The organism is Rivularia sp. UHCC 0363 (assembly GCF_034931125.1).
Classification (GTDB): Bacteria; Cyanobacteriota; Cyanobacteriia; order Cyanobacteriales; family Nostocaceae; genus Rivularia.
The window spans coordinates 21,010-38,867 of sequence record NZ_JAYGHM010000036.1 but is presented as its reverse complement, the minus strand read 5'-3'; the positions used below and the strand labels follow the sequence as shown (position 1 = coordinate 38,867).

The following is a 17,858-nucleotide window of genomic DNA, read 5'->3' as shown; positions in this document are numbered from 1 at the left end:
TTTGAATAAATCGTCAAAATTAATGCAAACGGTTATGAAGATGAACCAGATTCCAAACATAGTAGCTATATTCAGCTTGATTGCTTTACAAGGTTGTCAAGGAGGTTATTCAGTCACAAATTTAGAAAAACCGATCAGTAACTTGGAATCAGCACCTGCGTCTGCGATCGACAACGATCGCACTCAATTTTTAGCAGCCCTTCCAGCTTCGACTCCCAACCGAGAACTGTTAGTGGAAAGCTGGGACAGCTATCGTCGTCGATTTATCCAGAGAGATGGACGAGTGATTGATTACGAAGCTAGCGATCGTTCGACTAGTGAAGGTCAAGCCTACGGGATGTTACGAGCGGTACTGATCGATGACCCGACCACCTTTGCCTTAACTTTGAACTGGGGAGAAAACAACTTACAAAGGTTAGAAAACGGCAAACAATTAGATAGTTTATGGGCTTGGAAGTGGGGACGTAAAGCTGATGGTAGCTGGGGTTCTATAGATAATAATTTTGCCAGCGATGGGGATATAGATGCTATTACCGCCTTAATCTTGGCTTCCCGACGCTGGAATCGTCCAGAATACCTCAAAATAGCCAAAACTAAACTGCAAGATTTATGGAAATATTCAACTGTAGTCGGATTTGAGGGTAAACGCTATTTGTTACCTGGTCCCCAAGCTGCATTTGTGAAAGATTCCTCCATATTTCTCAACCCTTCCTACTTTGCTCCCTATGCTTTCCGCTTGTTTGCTCAAGTTGACCCGGAACGAGATTGGTTAAGCTTGGTAGATTCTAGCTATCAGGTGTTGGAAGATTCTCGAAAAATCAGTGCTGTAAATTTACCGAGTGACTGGGTTGTGATGGATGCAAAAACTGGTAAATATAAACCAGTACCTAATGACAGCAAATTAAGCAGCGTATACAGCTTTGATGCATTTCGAGTTTGGTGGCGAATAGCACTAGATGCCAGTTGGTTTGATTCATCTCAAGCAAGAAGCTATCTTGAAACATCTACTGGGTATTTGAGAAAGCTGTGGCGCGAACAATCGAGCATCCCGGCGCAAATCGACCTTGAAGGTAAAGCTTTGGTAAATTACGAAGCGACATCTCAATATGCTATGCTCTATGCTGCAAGTAAGCTGATAGAACCAGAATTGGCTGAAGAACTGCTAAACAAAAAACTGCTACCTCAATACCAGCAAGAACTTTGGGACGATAATCGAGCTTATTATACTCAGAATCTAGTTTGGTTGGGACTGTTATCAACAGACGCAACTTCCCAGAAACTTTTGCAAAATAATTAAGAAGTTATGGCATCTTTCTCTGAAAAGCGAATAAAATGTTGGCAGCCATACTTAAGTAATCAAGAAATACTTGAACAAAGTATTTTTACTAGCAAAATAGACATTTTTAAACCATTTTCATTCTCTATTTACCTAATAATTAAAAAACTGTGTTATGAAGCATCTATTTAATTTTAAAGCGGTTAATAAAGCATTTATTATATCTTTTTGTTTACTATCGGCTTTGCCAAATGCCCAAGCTGCGAGTAAATATGAAGGAGATGGAGATATCTTATTAGCGCAAGCAGTTGGGAGTGGAACCAATAGCACCGCAAAATCAACATCCCCAACAAAATACGACGATGAATATATTTTAGAATTTAATCGCAGCCCCGTGGTTGGCAACCGGATGCGTCTGCGGGGGGTCTATTCTGAAGGTCGTCTGGGTTTTACTCGTCCTCGTGGTTGGAATGTCGGTGCGGTAAAAGCCTTGGTGCGGTTTCAACATTCGCCTGCGCTGTATGCTAATCGATCTAACTTAACAGTATTAGTTAATGATACGGCTGTAGGTAGCATTCCTTTAAACCGCAAACAATCGGCTGTAGGTCAAGTACTGTTAAATATTCCTCCAAAACTACTGCAAGAATATAACGAACTTAAAATTGTCGCGCAGCAAAATAATAGCTCCGGATGTAGCGACCCAAGCGACCCAACTTTATGGACCGAGATTCTCCCAGACTCAGAATTAATTTTTAAATTCGAGCGTAAAGCAATTCCACTCAACTTTAGTAACTATCCTTATCCATTTTTTGACAACCTGAATTTAGAAACCAATCGCATCACTTATTTAAAGCCCCAAAAGACGAGCAAATCCTGGCTAGAGGGAGCAGCACGCTTGCAAGCTTCATTAGGGAGACAGGCAGATTTTCGTCCCATAGAGACAAACTTAGTTTCCAGCCTTGCAGATGTATCAGCCAATGAGAGATTAGTCATTATTGGTACTCCTAGCGAACAACCAGCTTTAGCGGATTTGAATTTACCTCGTAAAATTGTTAGCTCTCAAATTTTGGACTCTAATCAGAACCCAATATCAGAGGATACAGGAGTATTAATTCTAACTACTACCAAAAACACTAAAGTTCCCGTTCTGATTGCAACTGGAAATGGTGCAGTAGGAGTTGCGAAAGCTACACAGTTTTTAGCACAGCCCGATCTCAGGAAAATGAGTACGGGGCAAGTAGTTTTAGTTAATAAAGTTGAAGATTCTCCCACTCCAGGAGATAGAGAGTGGTCTCGGTTTTTACCAGAAGCTAATAATTTTCAATTGAGCGATATTAAAACTGAATTCAACGGTGATGCCTTTAAAGATTTCAGCGTGCGTGGTTCTGCGGCCCCACCAATTGAAATCGACTTCCGTGCATTACCGGATGACAGATTTGTACGCGGTAGTTCAATGAACCTGGTCTATAGCTACGGTCCGCAGATGAACCCCAGAACCTCCGCTGTAGAAGTCTTATTAGATGGAGTTTTTATTGGTGGAGCGCGTCTTGATTCAGACCAAGGAGAAACACGTAAAAATCTGAAAGTAGATTTACCAGCTAAATTAGTTCAGCCTGATTCTAAGATCCAGGTATTTTTCCGGATGAATCCGAAGGAACCATTTGATAAAGCCAACTGTATCAGTCCTCCAGACCAGCAACTTACAGGTACAGTTCATGCCGATACAAGTTTTGACTTAAAACGGGAAAACTCCGTACAGCTACCAGACCTGAAATTAATGCAATATGGATTCCCCTTCGCTGCACCTCAAGATTTATCCAAAACAGCAATTGTCCTGCCGCAAGAACCCAACGCTACAGATGTGCTGACAATGCTGGCTTTTAGCGAACGTTTGGGAAGATTAAGTAGTGCCGATTCCGTCAAACTAGATGTCTATACTTCAGACACATTACCCGAAGAAGTCCGTAAAAGCGAGAATTTAGTAGGAATTGGGATGCGAGAGAGATTCCCGTTCCCCGAAGTCTTCAAATCCCCAGGGTTTAACTTAAATCAATCATTCTTACGCGGTTCAGCTAGAGCAAGCGTTCAAGCTCCCCAAGATAAGCAAGGGATGATTAAGCAAATTCTCTCTCCTTGGAATGGCGATCGCGTTGTGTTGGCTTTGACTGCTCAGACGGAAACGGGGTTAGAAAGAGTAGGAGAAGTATTAAGTAAAGACCCTTGGTTCTTCCAACTCAAGAAGGATACGGTATTAATTAGTAGCGACAAGAAAAACCCGGTTGCTTACGACCCCGATGGTTATCAACTAGCGTTTTTTGACAATGCTCCCTCTACTCGTCGCATCGAAAATACTAATATTCTCAGTAAAATGTCGCGAATGCTACAAGAAAACTGGTTATTAGTACCTGCGGGGATGGTTGGTTTATCTCTGATACTCTACGGTATTTTCCAACTTTATCTGAAGCGGGTTTCGACTGCTGACAGGAAGTAAGAATAATTGGTAATGGGTAATAGGTATTTGAATAAGATGATCAAGAAAAACTGTTCCCTACTCCCTATTCCCTATTCCCTATTCCCTACTCCCTACTCCCCATTCCCTTAATAAAAAAATTTATCAAACTGCTATGTCCTCTTCAGCCCGTAATTCCAAAAAAAGCCAGCGCTTCAACTTGAGCAGATGGCTGATTGACCTCACCCCCAGCTTTTTTGATCGCACCCTAGAAAAAGTAGGAATCAAACACTTTAAGTGGTTAATTTTACTACTATTAGTATTTTCAATTCCGTTAATTGTTACACCGTTAGAAATTTGGCAGCAAGCAGCTATAGCAGTTTTTCTCGTATTGCTAGGTCAGATAGTATTGGGAGCGGAAGAACAAGAATCTTCTACAGAAGTTAGTCAATATTATCACCTGTTTATGGTGTGGCTAAGTCTGGTAACAACAATGCGATATTTATATTACCGTCTCAGCTACACGCTCAATTTTGACGGATGGATAAATAGTATTGCTTGTTTAACTTTATTGGGGGCAGAATTGTATGCAATTTTTAGCTTGGTATTAGCATACTTTCAAACTTTAAAAATCAAAGAACGTCAACCCATTGATATTTCTGTCATTCCCCAAGAAGAATGGTTTAATGTTGATATTTACATTCCTACCTATAACGAAGACGTTGAGATTGTTCGCAAAACAGCACTAGCAGCTTTGGCTTGCGATTATGCTCTTGGGAAAAAGAAGGTTTACGTTCTCGATGATGGTCGTCCGGAAAAGTACAAACAAGATGACCCACGTTACGAGACTTTCCGCGCTAGACGAGAAAAGTTACAGCAAATGTGCGAAGAACTCGGCTGCGTTCATATGGGACGAGATAACAACGACCATGCTAAAGCTGGTAACATCAACACTGCTTTTTATAAAACCGACGGCGATCTAGTCTTAATTTTAGACTGTGACCACGTTCCATCCCGGCAATTTCTTCAGCATACGGTAGGTTTCTTCTACGACCCCAAAGTATCCTTCGTTCAAACTCCCCACTGGTTTTATAACCCCGACCCCTTCGAGCGCAACTTACTTACTGACGGAAAAATCCCTGTAGGTAACGAACTATTCTATAAAGTCCTGCAAAAAGGTAACGATTTTTGGAACGCAGCATTTTTCTGCGGTTCTGCTGCGGTGATTCGTAAAACTCACGCTTTGGAAGTTGGAGGAATTGCGGTTGAAACCGTAACGGAAGATTGTCATACAGCATTACGCTTGCATTCCAAAGGCTATAAATCCGTTTACTACGACAAAATTATGGTAGCGGGATTAGCACCAGATACCTTTTCAGCTTATGTCGGTCAACAAGTACGCTGGGCTAGGGGAATGGCTCAGATTCTCAGAATTGAAAACCCATTATTTAATTCCAAACTGAATCTAAATTTTGCTCAACGTATCTGTTATTTAAGCGCTACTTCCCACTTCTTATACGGCTATCCCCGATTGGTATATGCGATCATTCCCACATTATTCCTCTTGTTTGGCATCAATCCAATCCAAGGTTTGGGTTTAGAAACTCTCGCATATGCTTTACCTCATATCCTCCTTTCCCTCGCTACCAACCACATTATTTACAAACACGTCCGATTTTCCTTCTGGAACGAAATTTTTGAATTTGTCATGTCTTTCCAAGCGGGTTGGGTAACTTTGTTAGCGCTGTTTAATCCTAAAATGGGTACATTTAACGTTACCGATAAAGGGATAAATGTTACCAAGCGTACCTTCGACTGGACATCAATGCGCGGTTTGGTGATAGTAACAGTCTTAGTAATTAGTTCCTTACTAGCGGTTCCTTATTGGTTGTTATTACGTCCAGAAGATTCCGAAGCGGTGTTAGTTAACACGTTATGGTCTGGCTTTAACTTGATTTTGCTATCAGCAGCTTTACTCGTAGGATTTGAACAACCACAAATTCGTACCGCTCACCGTTTGCAAAGACGGCTTCCGGTGGTAATTTCTAGCGACGACCAAACCATCATGGGAGAAACGATAAACATCTCAGAAACTGGTGCTTTAATATCCTTGGAATCTTGGTCAAATTTACCAGATGAAGTTCAAATTGAGGTGATGGGAGATTTTACCGCTCGTGCTGTAGTAACTGCGAGGGTTGTACGAGTTACTCCGGTAAATGAAACAGAAACTCATTTGGGAGTCGATTTTATTAACGTCACCCGCACTCAGACGGATGATTTAGCCTTAGTGATGTATTCCGATGTGAAAGAATGGTATTCGCAAAAGCGAGAAAACGCCGATAAACCAATTGCTTCTTTGGGTTTCTTAGCCAGCAGTATAACTCGTTCTCTACGCGAACTAAAGCCAACTACAACCAAGAAAATCCGCAAACAGGTAAATACCACCGCTCAACTTTATTGGGATGGTAATTTCTTTAGTGGAATAGCGACCGAACTAGGAATAACTGGTTTACGGTTGGAATTAGATAGTAAAAAAGCCATATCAAATGATGATAGATTGCTGGGTAAACAAGATTTAGAAAAGATGCAGAATATGAAACCATTAGTTGGTTTGCTGTTGAGTCTAAAAGGTGAAAATACCCCACCGACGAGATTTGTTGCGGAAATAAATCTAGTAGAAGAAGAACGCGGAAAAGTTGCGATCGAGCTTATTTTCCCAGAAAAGTTCAGCAATCGACAATCACCCAAAATCAAACAACTTTTACGAGATCATTCAACCGATATTGCTGCTTGAGTATTTTATTCGGAGTTCAAATAAAAGTATTAATTCCGTTTATCAGTAGATAGGCGGAATTAAGTTTGAGGTAGCGGTTTTAGATGATTTTAACGTGAGTTAGACGCGAAAAAACGACCTCTCAAATACCCTATGAATTACAAATTACGTTCACCGGAGGTGTTCCCGTTCACCGCAAGGTGTCCCGTAGGGAAGGGTATAATTCCACCCCGCTTTAAAAAGACGGGGCTATCTTTTTCCCGCGCTATTTTAGGTATTCTCGTTCCCAGCCTCCGGCTGGGAACAAGGAACAACCAAGGCTGTCATGGAAGCTGTATGACAAAATAATGCTTAATTTCCCTTAAAATCAACACCCTACTCACATACCCTACAAAGCGGTGATGTACCTTTTAATTTTTTTAATCTGTCTTTAAGTAAGAAAAAGAAAACTTTTAATAAAGAAATTTTGATTGTTTTCGTCACTAAAGTCGGAGTAGCGATTTAATCCAAAATCTATTGACGCGCAAGCGTCTTCTCGTAGAGTAATCTAAAATCCAAAATTATGAATTAGACTGCTGTATTTTCCAAAAGTAGCTAGAAACCAAATTAGTGACAACATGAGCAACTATCGGAACTAATAAATTACCAGTTAAAAGAGCGCTGTAACCCAAAATTACTCCCACAATAGTCGCCCAAATCACATAAGCCCATTGCCCTGAACCGCTCAGATGTAAAACACCAAAGCAAATACTTGATACAATTACGGCGAAGTGATCGAAGCCTAAAGCCGGTAACATCACTCCCCGGAACAATAATTCTTCACTCAATCCAGGTAACAGACCCAGCCAAATCAAATCGGGTAATGCTAAAGGTTTGAGTACGATTTGTAAATAATAGTTGGCGCTTTGACGGTAAATAGGAAAAAAGCGATAAGCTAGACTACTTAAGCCGGTAATAGTTAAACCTAATACAGTTCCTATTAACAATTCATTTCGATGCCAACGCCAAGGCATTAAGGAAAAATTGCCAAATTGCAGGCATAGTTTGGCAATAATCCATAAAATAATCGCTGTCACTCCCATTGCCATCAGCACTTGGGTACGTGTCAGGTATGGAATTTCTGGCTCGTTCTTTTGCTGGTGAGTCATTCAATTTTGGATTTTAGATTTTGGATTGGTCCTATGTCTAAGCACTGTTTCACAATTAACATCTAAACTAACGGCTGTAAAGGTAATATTGTAGAACTTAAAGCAGATGGATTAATACCTGCTTTGTGAGCTGCTAATATTCCGATCGCTTCTAAATAAGAACTTGCCGATATTGTTTTGATTCCCAAGGATTGAGGAGGAACTCGCATCTGAGTTTGGTTTTCCTCCACGGTAATTATCTGACATTTGCTTTGACTTAAACTTAGTAAAGCGCTGCTACCACAAGCATTTGCCGGTACAATTACTGCATCAAGTTGATCGACCCATATATCGCTATTGTTAGGAAATTGGTTAGATTCCCTGTTCACAAACTGGGGTGCGCGACTCAAACCCACAAGTACACTTGGTAGAAAAGTATAACCCAATTCTTCCGCCGCAGAACGCGGTGATAAATTTGCATCTAAGGGTGGTGGGGAAAATGTTGGAGAATGAGCGCAAGGAATCTGAAATTCTCGCACTATCAAATGGCTGATTACCGCTTCCGCACCAGCTATTGGGTCTACTCCTTTACCTTGACGGTAGTTTTGCTCTGCTTCTTCATCAATGTCATCGGGAAAACGTGCCACAACTGCGATCGCGCTCGCACCTGCTTTATTTATCAATACTTCCGCAGCCCTTAATAAGCTATCTGGATTTCCTATGGTACCCCAACTTGCACCAGATGCCGCAGAGCGTAATTCAACATTTAGCGGGGCATCGGTAATTACATAATCTGTTAAATTTAATCCCAGCGTTGCTCTAGCTGCGTCTGCTGCTTGAAGGTTTCTTAAACGTAAATCTGGCTCAATTCCTCGGTCAAAAATCAAACCAATTTTATTTTGATGTACCGGCTGTAAACCCCAATTCCCTTCAGCAAATTTATCAATTCCGTAACCTTCAACATACAAAGCGTTGGGTAGATTCCAGTACAAAATTGCACCATTGAGGACGTTAGGATGAGTTATCAAAACATCACAAACTTCAGCCATAGATTTTGCGACGGGTAATGCATCACCTGCATAACCTCCGATGCTTGCTCCAACACCAGTTGGAATAATTAAAATAGCGGTATATGGACGCATTTATTCAGTGAGCAGTGAGCAGTGAGCAGTTAAACGCCCTGATATAATATTCCTAATATATTCGCAAGTTCTTTAATATAATAATTGTTTAAATCAATAAACAAATTGTTTCCTTGCAATTTCATAAACTTCCAAATATCTCCTGTGGTAACTGCTCCATAAACGGTTTTAATTTCAGACTTTTCTTGTTGATTAAATATTTGTGCTGCTAACATTGCTCCCGCGCATTGCCCCAATCCATTTTTAATATTTTCGTTTTTAGCTTCAATAATAATTATTACAGGTGCGTTAATAAGTAGCTGCTCCTTAGAACGACTAATAATAAAATCGCAATAACCATTTAAACCCTTTTCTATATCTACATCAAAATTTGTACCAGAAAATAAACTTATTTGATAATTACTTCTACGTCGAATTTCTAATAAAATAGGTAGAATAATCATTTCTGAGCGTGCCTTTTCAGTATTAATTGCTAAAGCGAGTTCAGTAGTTTCTTTTAAATCACTTTTTAGTTTATCGCTGGCTTCTAAAGGTTCAACTTCAGCAAATAAATCGGCTTTTTCCTCTATATGAATATCAAAATTGTTTTTAAATTTAGTTAATGTCAAGTCACTATAAGCCATTTCTCGCTCCCAAACTATATAGAAGATGTAATAATAAATTTTTATACGCAATATCAAATATACTTATTCAGAATTAAAAATAAATATTTTATATCTTTGACTTAATTTTTTTTATTTAGTCACTACTGCTTCTAGAATAACTTTTCCTTTCTCAGAATCCACAGCAGTAATAGCCCAACGTAAAGGTTTACCATATTTATGTAATTCAGCTTCTACAGACTTCTGCAACTGTGCGGTATTTTCTGCTAAATTAATTTCTGTACTAATGAAATGAGTAATCATTGACTTATTGTAAATTTAATTGCCAGTTATAATTTCTCTATCTCCTATTTTACAGCTAACGATCAACTATTATTAAATAGTAGTTGATCGTTAAGCCAAAATTATCTACTATTCCTTACCAAACTGATTTTGATAAACAATATCTTCCTGCTCGGTTTCAATTTTCAAATCTGAACGAGGATAAGCAACGCAAAGTAATACGAAACCTTGATTTTGTAGTTCCGGACTAACTCCCATACCCTCGCTTTGGTCTACGCTACCACCATTAACGATTTTACCGGCACAGGTGGTACAAACACCAGCATTACATGAAGAAGGTAACTCTAAACCTGCCTCCTCAGCAACAGATAGAATTGTTCTGTCTTCGGGTACCTGTAAAGTATGCGTTTTACCTTGATGGATGAATTCAACGGTATAAGTTGTAGTCATTTACAATATATAGTAGTGTGGCAGTATAATAATCAATATTTTATTTTATATTAATAAGCCGAAACTTCAACTGAAAAGCAATATATAAGAATTATTTTCAATTAGATAAATTACCCAACCTTGGCTTATTGTGATAATAATAAGAATTACAAAATGCTTTTAGAACTCAGCTTGGAATGGTAATTGTCAAAATTATTTAAATTAATCTTATTTTTTAAAAACTGAAGTAACTATTTACACATTAGTATTATTGAGATTTATGAAGCGAACAATGCTTGTAATTAATAATTTCAACTACCGTTCAAAAACTATTTTCTATTTTTTTAAACTGGATATTTTGTATAGTGTAAAACAGAAAAAGCGTAACAATTGCTAGTAATTCTATCTGTAGGAGAATCGAAGAGACTTTAAGAAAAGTTAATCTAAAAAAGTAGAGAATAAATATCAAACTATAAATTTGCAGTTGTATCTATAGGAGATTAAAATGCTTGAATCATATCGCGATCGCGCTCAAGAAAGAACTGCATTAGGGATTCCTCCCTTACCATTAGATGCAAAACAAACATCCGAACTGTGTGAATTACTGAAAAATCCACCGCAAGGTGAAGCAGAATTTTTACTGCATTTATTACGAGATCGAGTTTCCCCTGGAGTCGATCCGGCAGCTTATGTAAAGGCTGGATTCCTGACTGCGGTTGCTAAAAAAGAAATTGATTGTCCTTTAATTTCACCTATCGAAGCAGTACAGTTACTGGGTACGATGATCGGCGGTTACAACGTTCAGTCTTTGATTGAATTGTTACAAACTGCGACTACATCGTTATCGAATTCTTCCGAAACACCTTTGGTGATGGGTGGTGAAGGTAAGGAACCCATTGCAGCATCTGCTGCTGCTGCTCTAAGTAAAACGCTGTTGGTTTACGATGCCTTCCACGATGTTTTAGAATTGGCTGAAACTAATCCTTATGCTAAAAGGGTAGTTGATTCCTGGGCAGAAGCGGAATGGTTTACAATTCGTTCGGAAGTACCTGAATCAATCACCGTTACGGTTTTTAAAGTTCCCGGTGAAACCAACACAGACGACTTATCTCCTGCAACCCATGCTACTACGCGCCCGGATATTCCCCTTCACGCTTTGGCAATGTTGGAAAGTTCCATGCCTCAAGGGTTGGCAACTATTGCAAAATTAAAAGAAAAAGGGCATCCCGTGGCATATGTTGGGGATGTGGTAGGAACTGGCTCTTCTCGTAAATCGGCGATTAATTCAGTATTGTGGCATTTGGGAACAGATATTCCTTACGTACCCAACAAGCGTGCGGGAGGATATATTTTAGGCAGCAGTATCGCGCCGATATTCTTCAACACTGCCGAAGATGCAGGTGCTTTACCCATCGAGTGCGATGTCAGCAAGATGGAAACGGGTATGGTAATTACGATTCATCCCTATAAAGGTGAAATTACCAACGAAAACGGCGAAGTTATTTCCACTTTCACACTCAAACCCGAAACAATTTTTGATGAAGTCCGCGCTGGTGGCAGAATTCCGTTACTTATCGGACGTGCGCTTACCGATAAAATCCGCGCAGCATTAAATTTAGAACCTAGTACATTATTTATTCGTCCCCAAGCCCCCGAAGATAGCGGAAAAGGCTTTACATTAGCGCAGAAAATGGTCGGGAAAGCCTGCGGATTACCTGGAGTACTCCCCGGTATGTCTTGCGAGCCGCTCATGACTACCGTTGGTTCTCAGGATACCACCGGGCCGATGACTCGCGACGAATTAAAAGAACTTGCTTGTCTGGGTTTCTCCGCTGACTTGGTAATGCAAAGCTTCTGTCATACCGCAGCTTATCCCAAACCCGTTGACGTAGAAACTCACAAAGAACTACCCGACTTTTTCGCACAGCGCGGCGGTGTGGCTTTACGTCCCGGTGATGGTATTATTCACTCGTGGTTAAACCGGATGCTGTTACCGGATACCGTAGGAACTGGTGGTGATTCCCATACTCGTTTCCCCTTGGGAATATCCTTCCCCGCAGGTTCTGGGTTAGTTGCATTTGCGGCAGCTTTGGGTGTAATGCCTTTAGATATGCCGGAATCGGTGTTAGTAAGATTTAAAGGTGAATTGCAACCCGGTGTTACCTTACGAGACGTTGTTAACGCTATACCTTACGTCGCAATTCAAAAAGGTTTGTTAACGGTAGAAAAGCAGAACAAGAAAAACGTCTTCGCTGGAAGAATCATGGAAATAGAAGGCTTGCCAGATTTGAAAGTCGAGCAAGCGTTTGAATTAACAGATGCTAGCGCCGAACGTTCTTGTGCTGGCTGTACCATTAAATTAAGCGAAGCAACAGTTGCGGAATATCTGCGTTCTAACGTCGCTTTATTAAAGAACATGGCAGCGCGTGGTTACAAAGATGCTCGTACCATCATGCGTCGCGTCGCTAAAATGGAAGAATGGCTGGCAAATCCGGTATTAATGTCAGGTGATGAAAATGCCGAATATGCAGAAGTCATCGAAATTGACTTAAACGAAATCAAAGAACCAATAGTAGCCGCACCGAATGACCCCGATAACGTAAAATTACTATCGGAAGTAGTCGGTAACAAAGTTGATGAAGTGTTCATCGGTTCCTGCATGACCAATATTGGACACTATAGAGCAGCTTCTAAAGTGTTAGAAAATGCTGGAAAAGTTACTACTCAATTGTGGATTTGTCCGCCTACCCGGATGGATGAAAAGCAATTGAAAGAAGAAGGCATTTACAAAGTATTTGAAGAAGCAAATGCACGAACAGAAATGCCAGGTTGTAGCTTATGTATGGGCAACCAAGCAAGAGTAGAAGATGGCGCAACTGTGTTTTCTACATCTACGAGAAACTTTAATAATCGTATGGGTAAAGGCGCACAAGTTTACCTTGGCTCCGCTGAATTAGCAGCAGTTTGTGGATTGTTAGGAAAGCTGCCTTCTGTACAGGAATATATGGATATTGTGGCGAAGAAGATTCATCCTTTTGCTGATGATTTGTATAAGTATTTGAATTTTGACCAAATTCAAGGTTTTGAGGATGAAGGTAGGGTGATTGCGTTGGAAGATATGCCGAGGATTGAGGATATTTTGGGGATGCCGAGTGGGGCTGGGAAGTAGTTAGTTTGGGGTGGGCAATGCCCACCTTTTAAAGATTCTATATTAGCGTTATAAATTATCTAACTTTTTGCATGAAGCATAAATTCAATGAGTTTCTTTCTATCCCACAATTCTACTGAATTAGAACGTGCAAGATTACAAGCATTTTCAGTAAACCTATTATTAGTTATAACCATTGCTTTGTCAGCTTTATAGTATTTGAGTGAAGATGATACTTCTTGAACAGCTTTTACGCTAACAGGATTTTTATACCTTTTTGCTTGTACTACTGTTTTCACTCCATCTTTGTACAAAATTAAATCAGCACCATAATCTTGACTTCCTGAAGTTAAGCTTATTTGATAACCTAAATTTTTAAAAAGAAGTAATAAAAGTTTTTCAAATTCTTTTCCAGTCATTTTATCAACTTCACTAATTCCACTAGAAAGTATCCGTTTTGCTTCTTCCTCTTTTTTCTCATATTCGCTTACTCCAATCATTACACCACCAATTGCAATAGCCGCACCAACAAGTAATGGAATCATAAATTAATCCTGTTTTTATAACTTAATAATTGTTTTTAACTCTGATTAAGACCGATAATGCATAGCCTTAGTATTTATAGTTCCCATTTTTATCTGTAAAGTATTGTTTTGAATTTGAAATAACTTAAACTTCTGATAAAGTTGATAAAATAAAGTAGCCGAAAAAATACTTATTCTTAGAAGCTGAAAATATGGAAAGCAATGGAGTAGGTTGGGTAGAGCGAAGCGTTCACCGTTAGGTGTGCCTTTTGCACAACGCAACATCAAATAGTTGGATTAATAACAATATCTAATGTTGGGTTACGACGCATGATTAATTATTCGTTTCATATTAAGTCTTCTCGTGCGTCTAACCCAACCTACAACTGTCTTCGGTACAAGAATGTATGGATATTGTGGCGAAGAAAATTCATCCTTTTACTGATGATTTGTATAAGTATTTAAACTTTGACCAAATTCAAGGTTTTGAGGATGAAGGTAGAGTGATTCCGTTGGAGGAAATGCCGAGAATTGAGGATATTTTAGGGATGCCTATGGGGGCTGGGAAGTAGTTGATTTGAGACGGATACCCGCAGATTGAAGCCTGGGATTGTGTAAGGGAAGCCCGGTGGTGCGGGCTTTTTTTGTATTTATATATTATTCAAGTAAGTATTTCAGCTTGTATAGCTAAAAGTAAATATACGGTAAGCCACCCTAAATATACGGAATACTACCCTTAGATTATTGAAATCATATTTGCTACAAAAGTCATATTAATAAAAAAAGATAATACCAAAAACAAAATAATGAAAAATAAACCTTCAGATTATTATTTGAAAAATATTAGCCGTCGATGGAAGATAGAGGTCAACAAAGCAACAGATAAAGTTATCATTGTGTCACCTTATCTAACATCTAAAACCGCAGAATTAATTATAGATAATTCAGTTGATAGACAGTATGAAATTTACACTGTTTTTTCTGTACAAAACTTTGCATCTGGCGCATCTTCCTTAAAAACTTTGAAAAGATTATCAGATAGAGGTTGTAAGCTTTATCATTTACCGAGGCTTCATGCCAAAATGATTTTAATTCCAGGTAGTTTTGCTAGTATAGGAAGTCAGAATTTAACAAGAAACGGCACTAGGAATAAGGAAGCAAGTATAGCAATTTTCAATCCAAAAGAAGTTGCCAAAATTGAACGGAGGCTTGAAAAATGGCTAGAGCAACGTCAATGTATAACGAAAAGAATGATTTATAACTTGGAAGATAGATTGCTTGCTCTTAAGAAGAAATATAACTCGTTACGAAAAGAAGCAAATCAATTAGAGAATGAAATTTGGGCAGAAGAAACCAAACATATTGAAGAAGCAAGAATAGCGCGAGAACAAGAAAAAGCAAGGATAGAAAAAGAAATCATTCAACGAAAAGAAGAGTTTAAGTGGAAAGAAAAAGTAAATAGTATAAGAACTAAGGTTAAACAACTATCTGAGCATAAAGAAATAGAGCGTTCTCTAGCTGAAGAATTTATCCGAAAGTCAGCTTATTGGAATCATCCGAAAGCTGGTCGTTTTGTTTTATCACCTGGACACGCGAGTCGCATAATTGGTAATAAAAAAAATTGGAGAATTGAATTCGGATCTAATTCATTTTTAGTTGGTCATGCAATTTGCCGTTGTCAGCAAACTTTGTTAGAATTTCTAAGAAATTTTGAATATACAAAAATAAAACCGTCAGATAACCAAAAAATAGAGTTACGACAAAAACTAGAATTGAATGTCCTTGGAGCCGTTGCTAATTCTAAAGGTTATGAGTATTATTATCCATCTGATGACAATTATATGGTGTTCGGAACACAGGCAATCAATTTCAAAGAGTTTGTCAATTTTTTTCTTAAAAAAGTAGAGTTAGACAACTTTCTTTATAGCGATTAAAGCTTATATGGAAGTAGTAAGTAGATTGGGTAGAGCGATCGCAAAACCCAACACAACATAATTGGATTATTCACAATATTTGATGTTGGGTTACGGCGCGTGATTAATTATTCGTTACATATCAAGTATTTCCGTGCGCCTAACCCAACCTACAATTACTACTAATGTGTGATGCGAGAATTGCGATAAGCCGGAGGCTTGACGCTTCGCGTATCGCACTCCTAACTCCCCCACAATAATCGCGCTACATTATTAATAAAACCTGTAAAACTAACCCTATGAAGTCTCTACAAGATTACACAGTTGTTATACGTCCCGATGAGAATAACACCTTTGTTGCTTATATTCCTGCAATTCCCGCTTGTCATGCTTGGGGAAAAACATCAGACGAAGCAAGTGCCGAACTCGTCAATGTTTTTCAGATGATACAAGAAGACTATGCTGAAGAAGGACGTTTTTTATCTGATAATTTTGAACTGGGAATTTCAAATGCCAACACGCTAAATTAAAATTACACCTCCAAAATCTCTAAAACCCTATGCAAGCTGATAAATATCCATTTGCAAAAGAACTGATTACCGATACTGAAGGTAATATCCGTAAAGTAGTAATAGATTTTAGCGACTACCAACGTATCGTAGAAGCCATTGAAGATAAAGCATTAATCTTGGCGATGAAGGAAGTTGAAGGAGAAACGCCACTTAGTTTAGATGAAGCATTAGCAGAATTAGAAAAAGAGTGAATACTGATTATCTGCACAATATTTAATGTTGGGTTACGACGCATGATTAATTATTCGTTTCATCTCAAGTCTTTTAGTGCGTCTAACCCAACCTACAATTATTTGGCTTTACTTAAATCACACCCCAGCAAATAAATAACAATGGACTTTTACACGGCAATACTAAGACAAAGCGCTGCCTATTGGGTAGCTTTATGCTTAGAAAATGGCATTGTAGGACAAGGAGATAATCAAGAGAATGCGATTGCTAAATTAAAAGAAGCAATAGAATCTTTTGAATAAGTTTATAATGCTGAAGACAATATTTATCAAGCATCTATTCTTATCGTAGAACTACATGAGTTTTTAACAGTAGGAGAAAAAAATCAGATGTTTAGGAATCAAGAAAATTTTAATGTAAACTAAGATGCTTTCATTTTTGAACGACGTATTAATTTAATTAACTTTCTTCTATCCCACAATATTACTGATTTAGAACGTGCAAGACGATCGGCATTCATAGTAAATATACTATTAGTTATAACTATTGCTTTCTTTGCCTTATGATATTTCATCGATCCTAAGACTTCTTCAACCGCTTTTACGCCAACAGGCTTTTTATACCTTTTTGCTTGTACTGCGAATATCAAACCATCTTTGTATAGAATTAAGTCAGCACCATAGCCTTGACTTCTTGGAGTTAATTCTACTTTATAACCATTCTGCTCAAACAGAATTAATAAATACTCTTCAAATTGTTTACCCCTCATTTGATCGACTTCATAAATTTCTTCATTAATTTCATTTTGTCTTTCAAACTCGTTTATGAGATATGTTAAAATAATTAATGAAATTATAAAACTTAAAAGAAATTCAATCATAAACTATTGGTCTGCGGTTTATTAATATTTTTTAAATTAAAGTCAAAACTAATCATTGATAGTCTTAATATTTATACCCATAAAATATTGTTTAAAACTCGAAATAACTTAAACTTTCAATAAATCTAAAATAAAATAACTCAGGACTTACGCGATTGTCACAAGACTCGGATGGTGCGTGACACTAAAAACCTGATTATTGCGTTAAAAATCAATCAAAGTGTCACAGCACCCCACAAAAAAAATATGCCTTTTTGCTAAGTCCTATAACTAAATAAATACTAATTGGTTAAGTAAGTCGGTACAAATAAAACCAACTATGTAACGGCTGGGTAAATTGGTCTCAAAGCCTTGTTCCTACTTCCTTGTCCCAATTACGATTTGGCTACGCCGACCTATTTACAAGATAAGTGTATTTACGATAATATTCGATGTTAAGTTATGGTGCAAGATTGATTATTCGTTATATATTAAATTTTCTTATACCATCTAACACAACTTACAATTAAACATTTTAAAACCCTGGGAAAGCAGGGTTTATATATCAATTAATTTTCCCTACCACCGCAC

Annotated in this window: 15 protein-coding genes and 1 pseudogene; 9 read left to right on the top strand and 7 right to left on the bottom strand. The window is 38.3% G+C overall.

Translation table 11 applies throughout. From position 1 onward, the window contains the following. Positions 1–40: 40 nt before the first annotated feature. The 3 genes from VB797_RS20140 to bcsA all read left to right on the top strand — a co-directional run bounded on the left by VB797_RS20140 (position 41) and on the right by bcsA (position 6,519). A complete protein-coding gene (locus VB797_RS20140) occupies positions 41–1,297 on the top strand; it encodes a glycosyl hydrolase family 8 (protein ID WP_323239518.1) in 1,257 nt (418 codons plus the stop codon). Between the two features lie 154 nt (positions 1,298–1,451). Continuing rightward, positions 1,452–3,767 carry a cellulose biosynthesis cyclic di-GMP-binding regulatory protein BcsB gene (locus VB797_RS20135; RefSeq protein WP_323239517.1) on the top strand — a complete coding sequence of 772 codons (2,316 nt, stop codon included), beginning with the start codon at positions 1,452–1,454 and terminating at the stop codon, positions 3,765–3,767. Positions 3,768–3,900: 133 nt separating this feature from the next. Next, the gene (gene bcsA, locus VB797_RS20130) at positions 3,901–6,519 is read left to right on the top strand and encodes a UDP-forming cellulose synthase catalytic subunit (protein WP_323239516.1); all 2,619 of its coding nucleotides are present in this window, start codon (positions 3,901–3,903) and stop codon (positions 6,517–6,519) included. A 539-nt stretch (positions 6,520–7,058) separates the two neighbouring features. Here bcsA and VB797_RS20125 read toward each other — a convergent pair. The 5 genes from VB797_RS20125 to VB797_RS20105 all read right to left on the bottom strand — a co-directional run bounded on the left by VB797_RS20125 (position 7,059) and on the right by VB797_RS20105 (position 10,101). Next, positions 7,059–7,646, bottom strand: coding sequence for a CPBP family intramembrane glutamic endopeptidase (locus VB797_RS20125; protein WP_323239515.1), 588 nt, complete (start codon positions 7,644–7,646; stop codon positions 7,059–7,061). 62 nt (positions 7,647–7,708) lie between these two features. Next, the gene (locus VB797_RS20120) at positions 7,709–8,767 is read right to left on the bottom strand and encodes a DUF3326 domain-containing protein (protein ID WP_323239514.1); all 1,059 of its coding nucleotides are present in this window, start codon (positions 8,765–8,767) and stop codon (positions 7,709–7,711) included. A 29-nt stretch (positions 8,768–8,796) separates the two neighbouring features. Next, entirely contained in the window at positions 8,797–9,390 is a 594-nt protein-coding gene (locus tag VB797_RS20115) for a hypothetical protein (RefSeq protein WP_323239513.1), read from the bottom strand. Between the two features lie 111 nt (positions 9,391–9,501). Beyond that, a complete protein-coding gene (locus tag VB797_RS20110; RefSeq protein WP_323239512.1) occupies positions 9,502–9,672 on the bottom strand; it encodes a hypothetical protein in 171 nt (56 codons plus the stop codon). 108 nt (positions 9,673–9,780) lie between these two features. Next, the gene (locus VB797_RS20105) at positions 9,781–10,101 is read right to left on the bottom strand and encodes a 2Fe-2S iron-sulfur cluster-binding protein (RefSeq protein WP_323239511.1); all 321 of its coding nucleotides are present in this window, start codon (positions 10,099–10,101) and stop codon (positions 9,781–9,783) included. Positions 10,102–10,585: 484 nt separating this feature from the next. Here VB797_RS20105 and acnB point away from each other — a divergent pair, with 484 nt between their 5' ends. After that, entirely contained in the window at positions 10,586–13,249 is a 2,664-nt protein-coding gene (gene acnB, locus VB797_RS20100; protein ID WP_323239510.1) for a bifunctional aconitate hydratase 2/2-methylisocitrate dehydratase, read from the top strand. 59 nt (positions 13,250–13,308) lie between these two features. On the opposite strand, the gene VB797_RS20095 is transcribed toward acnB, so the two are convergent. Next, the gene (locus VB797_RS20095; RefSeq protein WP_323239509.1) at positions 13,309–13,773 is read right to left on the bottom strand and encodes a restriction endonuclease; all 465 of its coding nucleotides are present in this window, start codon (positions 13,771–13,773) and stop codon (positions 13,309–13,311) included. A 362-nt stretch (positions 13,774–14,135) separates the two neighbouring features. Between VB797_RS20095 and VB797_RS20090 the strand changes: the two are divergent. From VB797_RS20090 to VB797_RS20070, 5 genes and pseudogenes are all read left to right on the top strand, one after another. Continuing rightward, positions 14,136–14,324: pseudogene (locus VB797_RS20090) on the top strand (hypothetical protein); the annotation flags it as partial. A 234-nt stretch (positions 14,325–14,558) separates the two neighbouring features. Then, positions 14,559–15,686 (top strand): phospholipase D-like domain-containing protein, encoded by a 1,128-nt coding sequence (locus VB797_RS20085; RefSeq protein ID WP_323239507.1) that lies wholly within the window; start codon positions 14,559–14,561, stop codon positions 15,684–15,686. A gap of 278 nt (positions 15,687–15,964) precedes the next feature. Then, complete coding sequence (locus tag VB797_RS20080) at positions 15,965–16,195, top strand: type II toxin-antitoxin system HicB family antitoxin (protein WP_323239506.1); 231 nt, start codon at positions 15,965–15,967, stop codon at positions 16,193–16,195. A 29-nt stretch (positions 16,196–16,224) separates the two neighbouring features. Beyond that, positions 16,225–16,428 carry a hypothetical protein gene (locus VB797_RS20075; RefSeq protein ID WP_323239505.1) on the top strand — a complete coding sequence of 68 codons (204 nt, stop codon included), beginning with the start codon at positions 16,225–16,227 and terminating at the stop codon, positions 16,426–16,428. Positions 16,429–16,569: 141 nt separating this feature from the next. Further along, on the top strand, positions 16,570–16,710 hold the full coding sequence (locus VB797_RS20070) for a hypothetical protein (RefSeq protein WP_323239504.1): 141 nt from the start codon (positions 16,570–16,572) through the stop codon (positions 16,708–16,710). Between the two features lie 119 nt (positions 16,711–16,829). Here the strand turns inward: VB797_RS20070 and VB797_RS20065 are convergent, their stop codons facing one another. Next, positions 16,830–17,288 carry a restriction endonuclease gene (locus VB797_RS20065; RefSeq protein ID WP_323239503.1) on the bottom strand — a complete coding sequence of 153 codons (459 nt, stop codon included), beginning with the start codon at positions 17,286–17,288 and terminating at the stop codon, positions 16,830–16,832. Between the last annotated feature and the right edge of the window lie 570 nt (positions 17,289–17,858).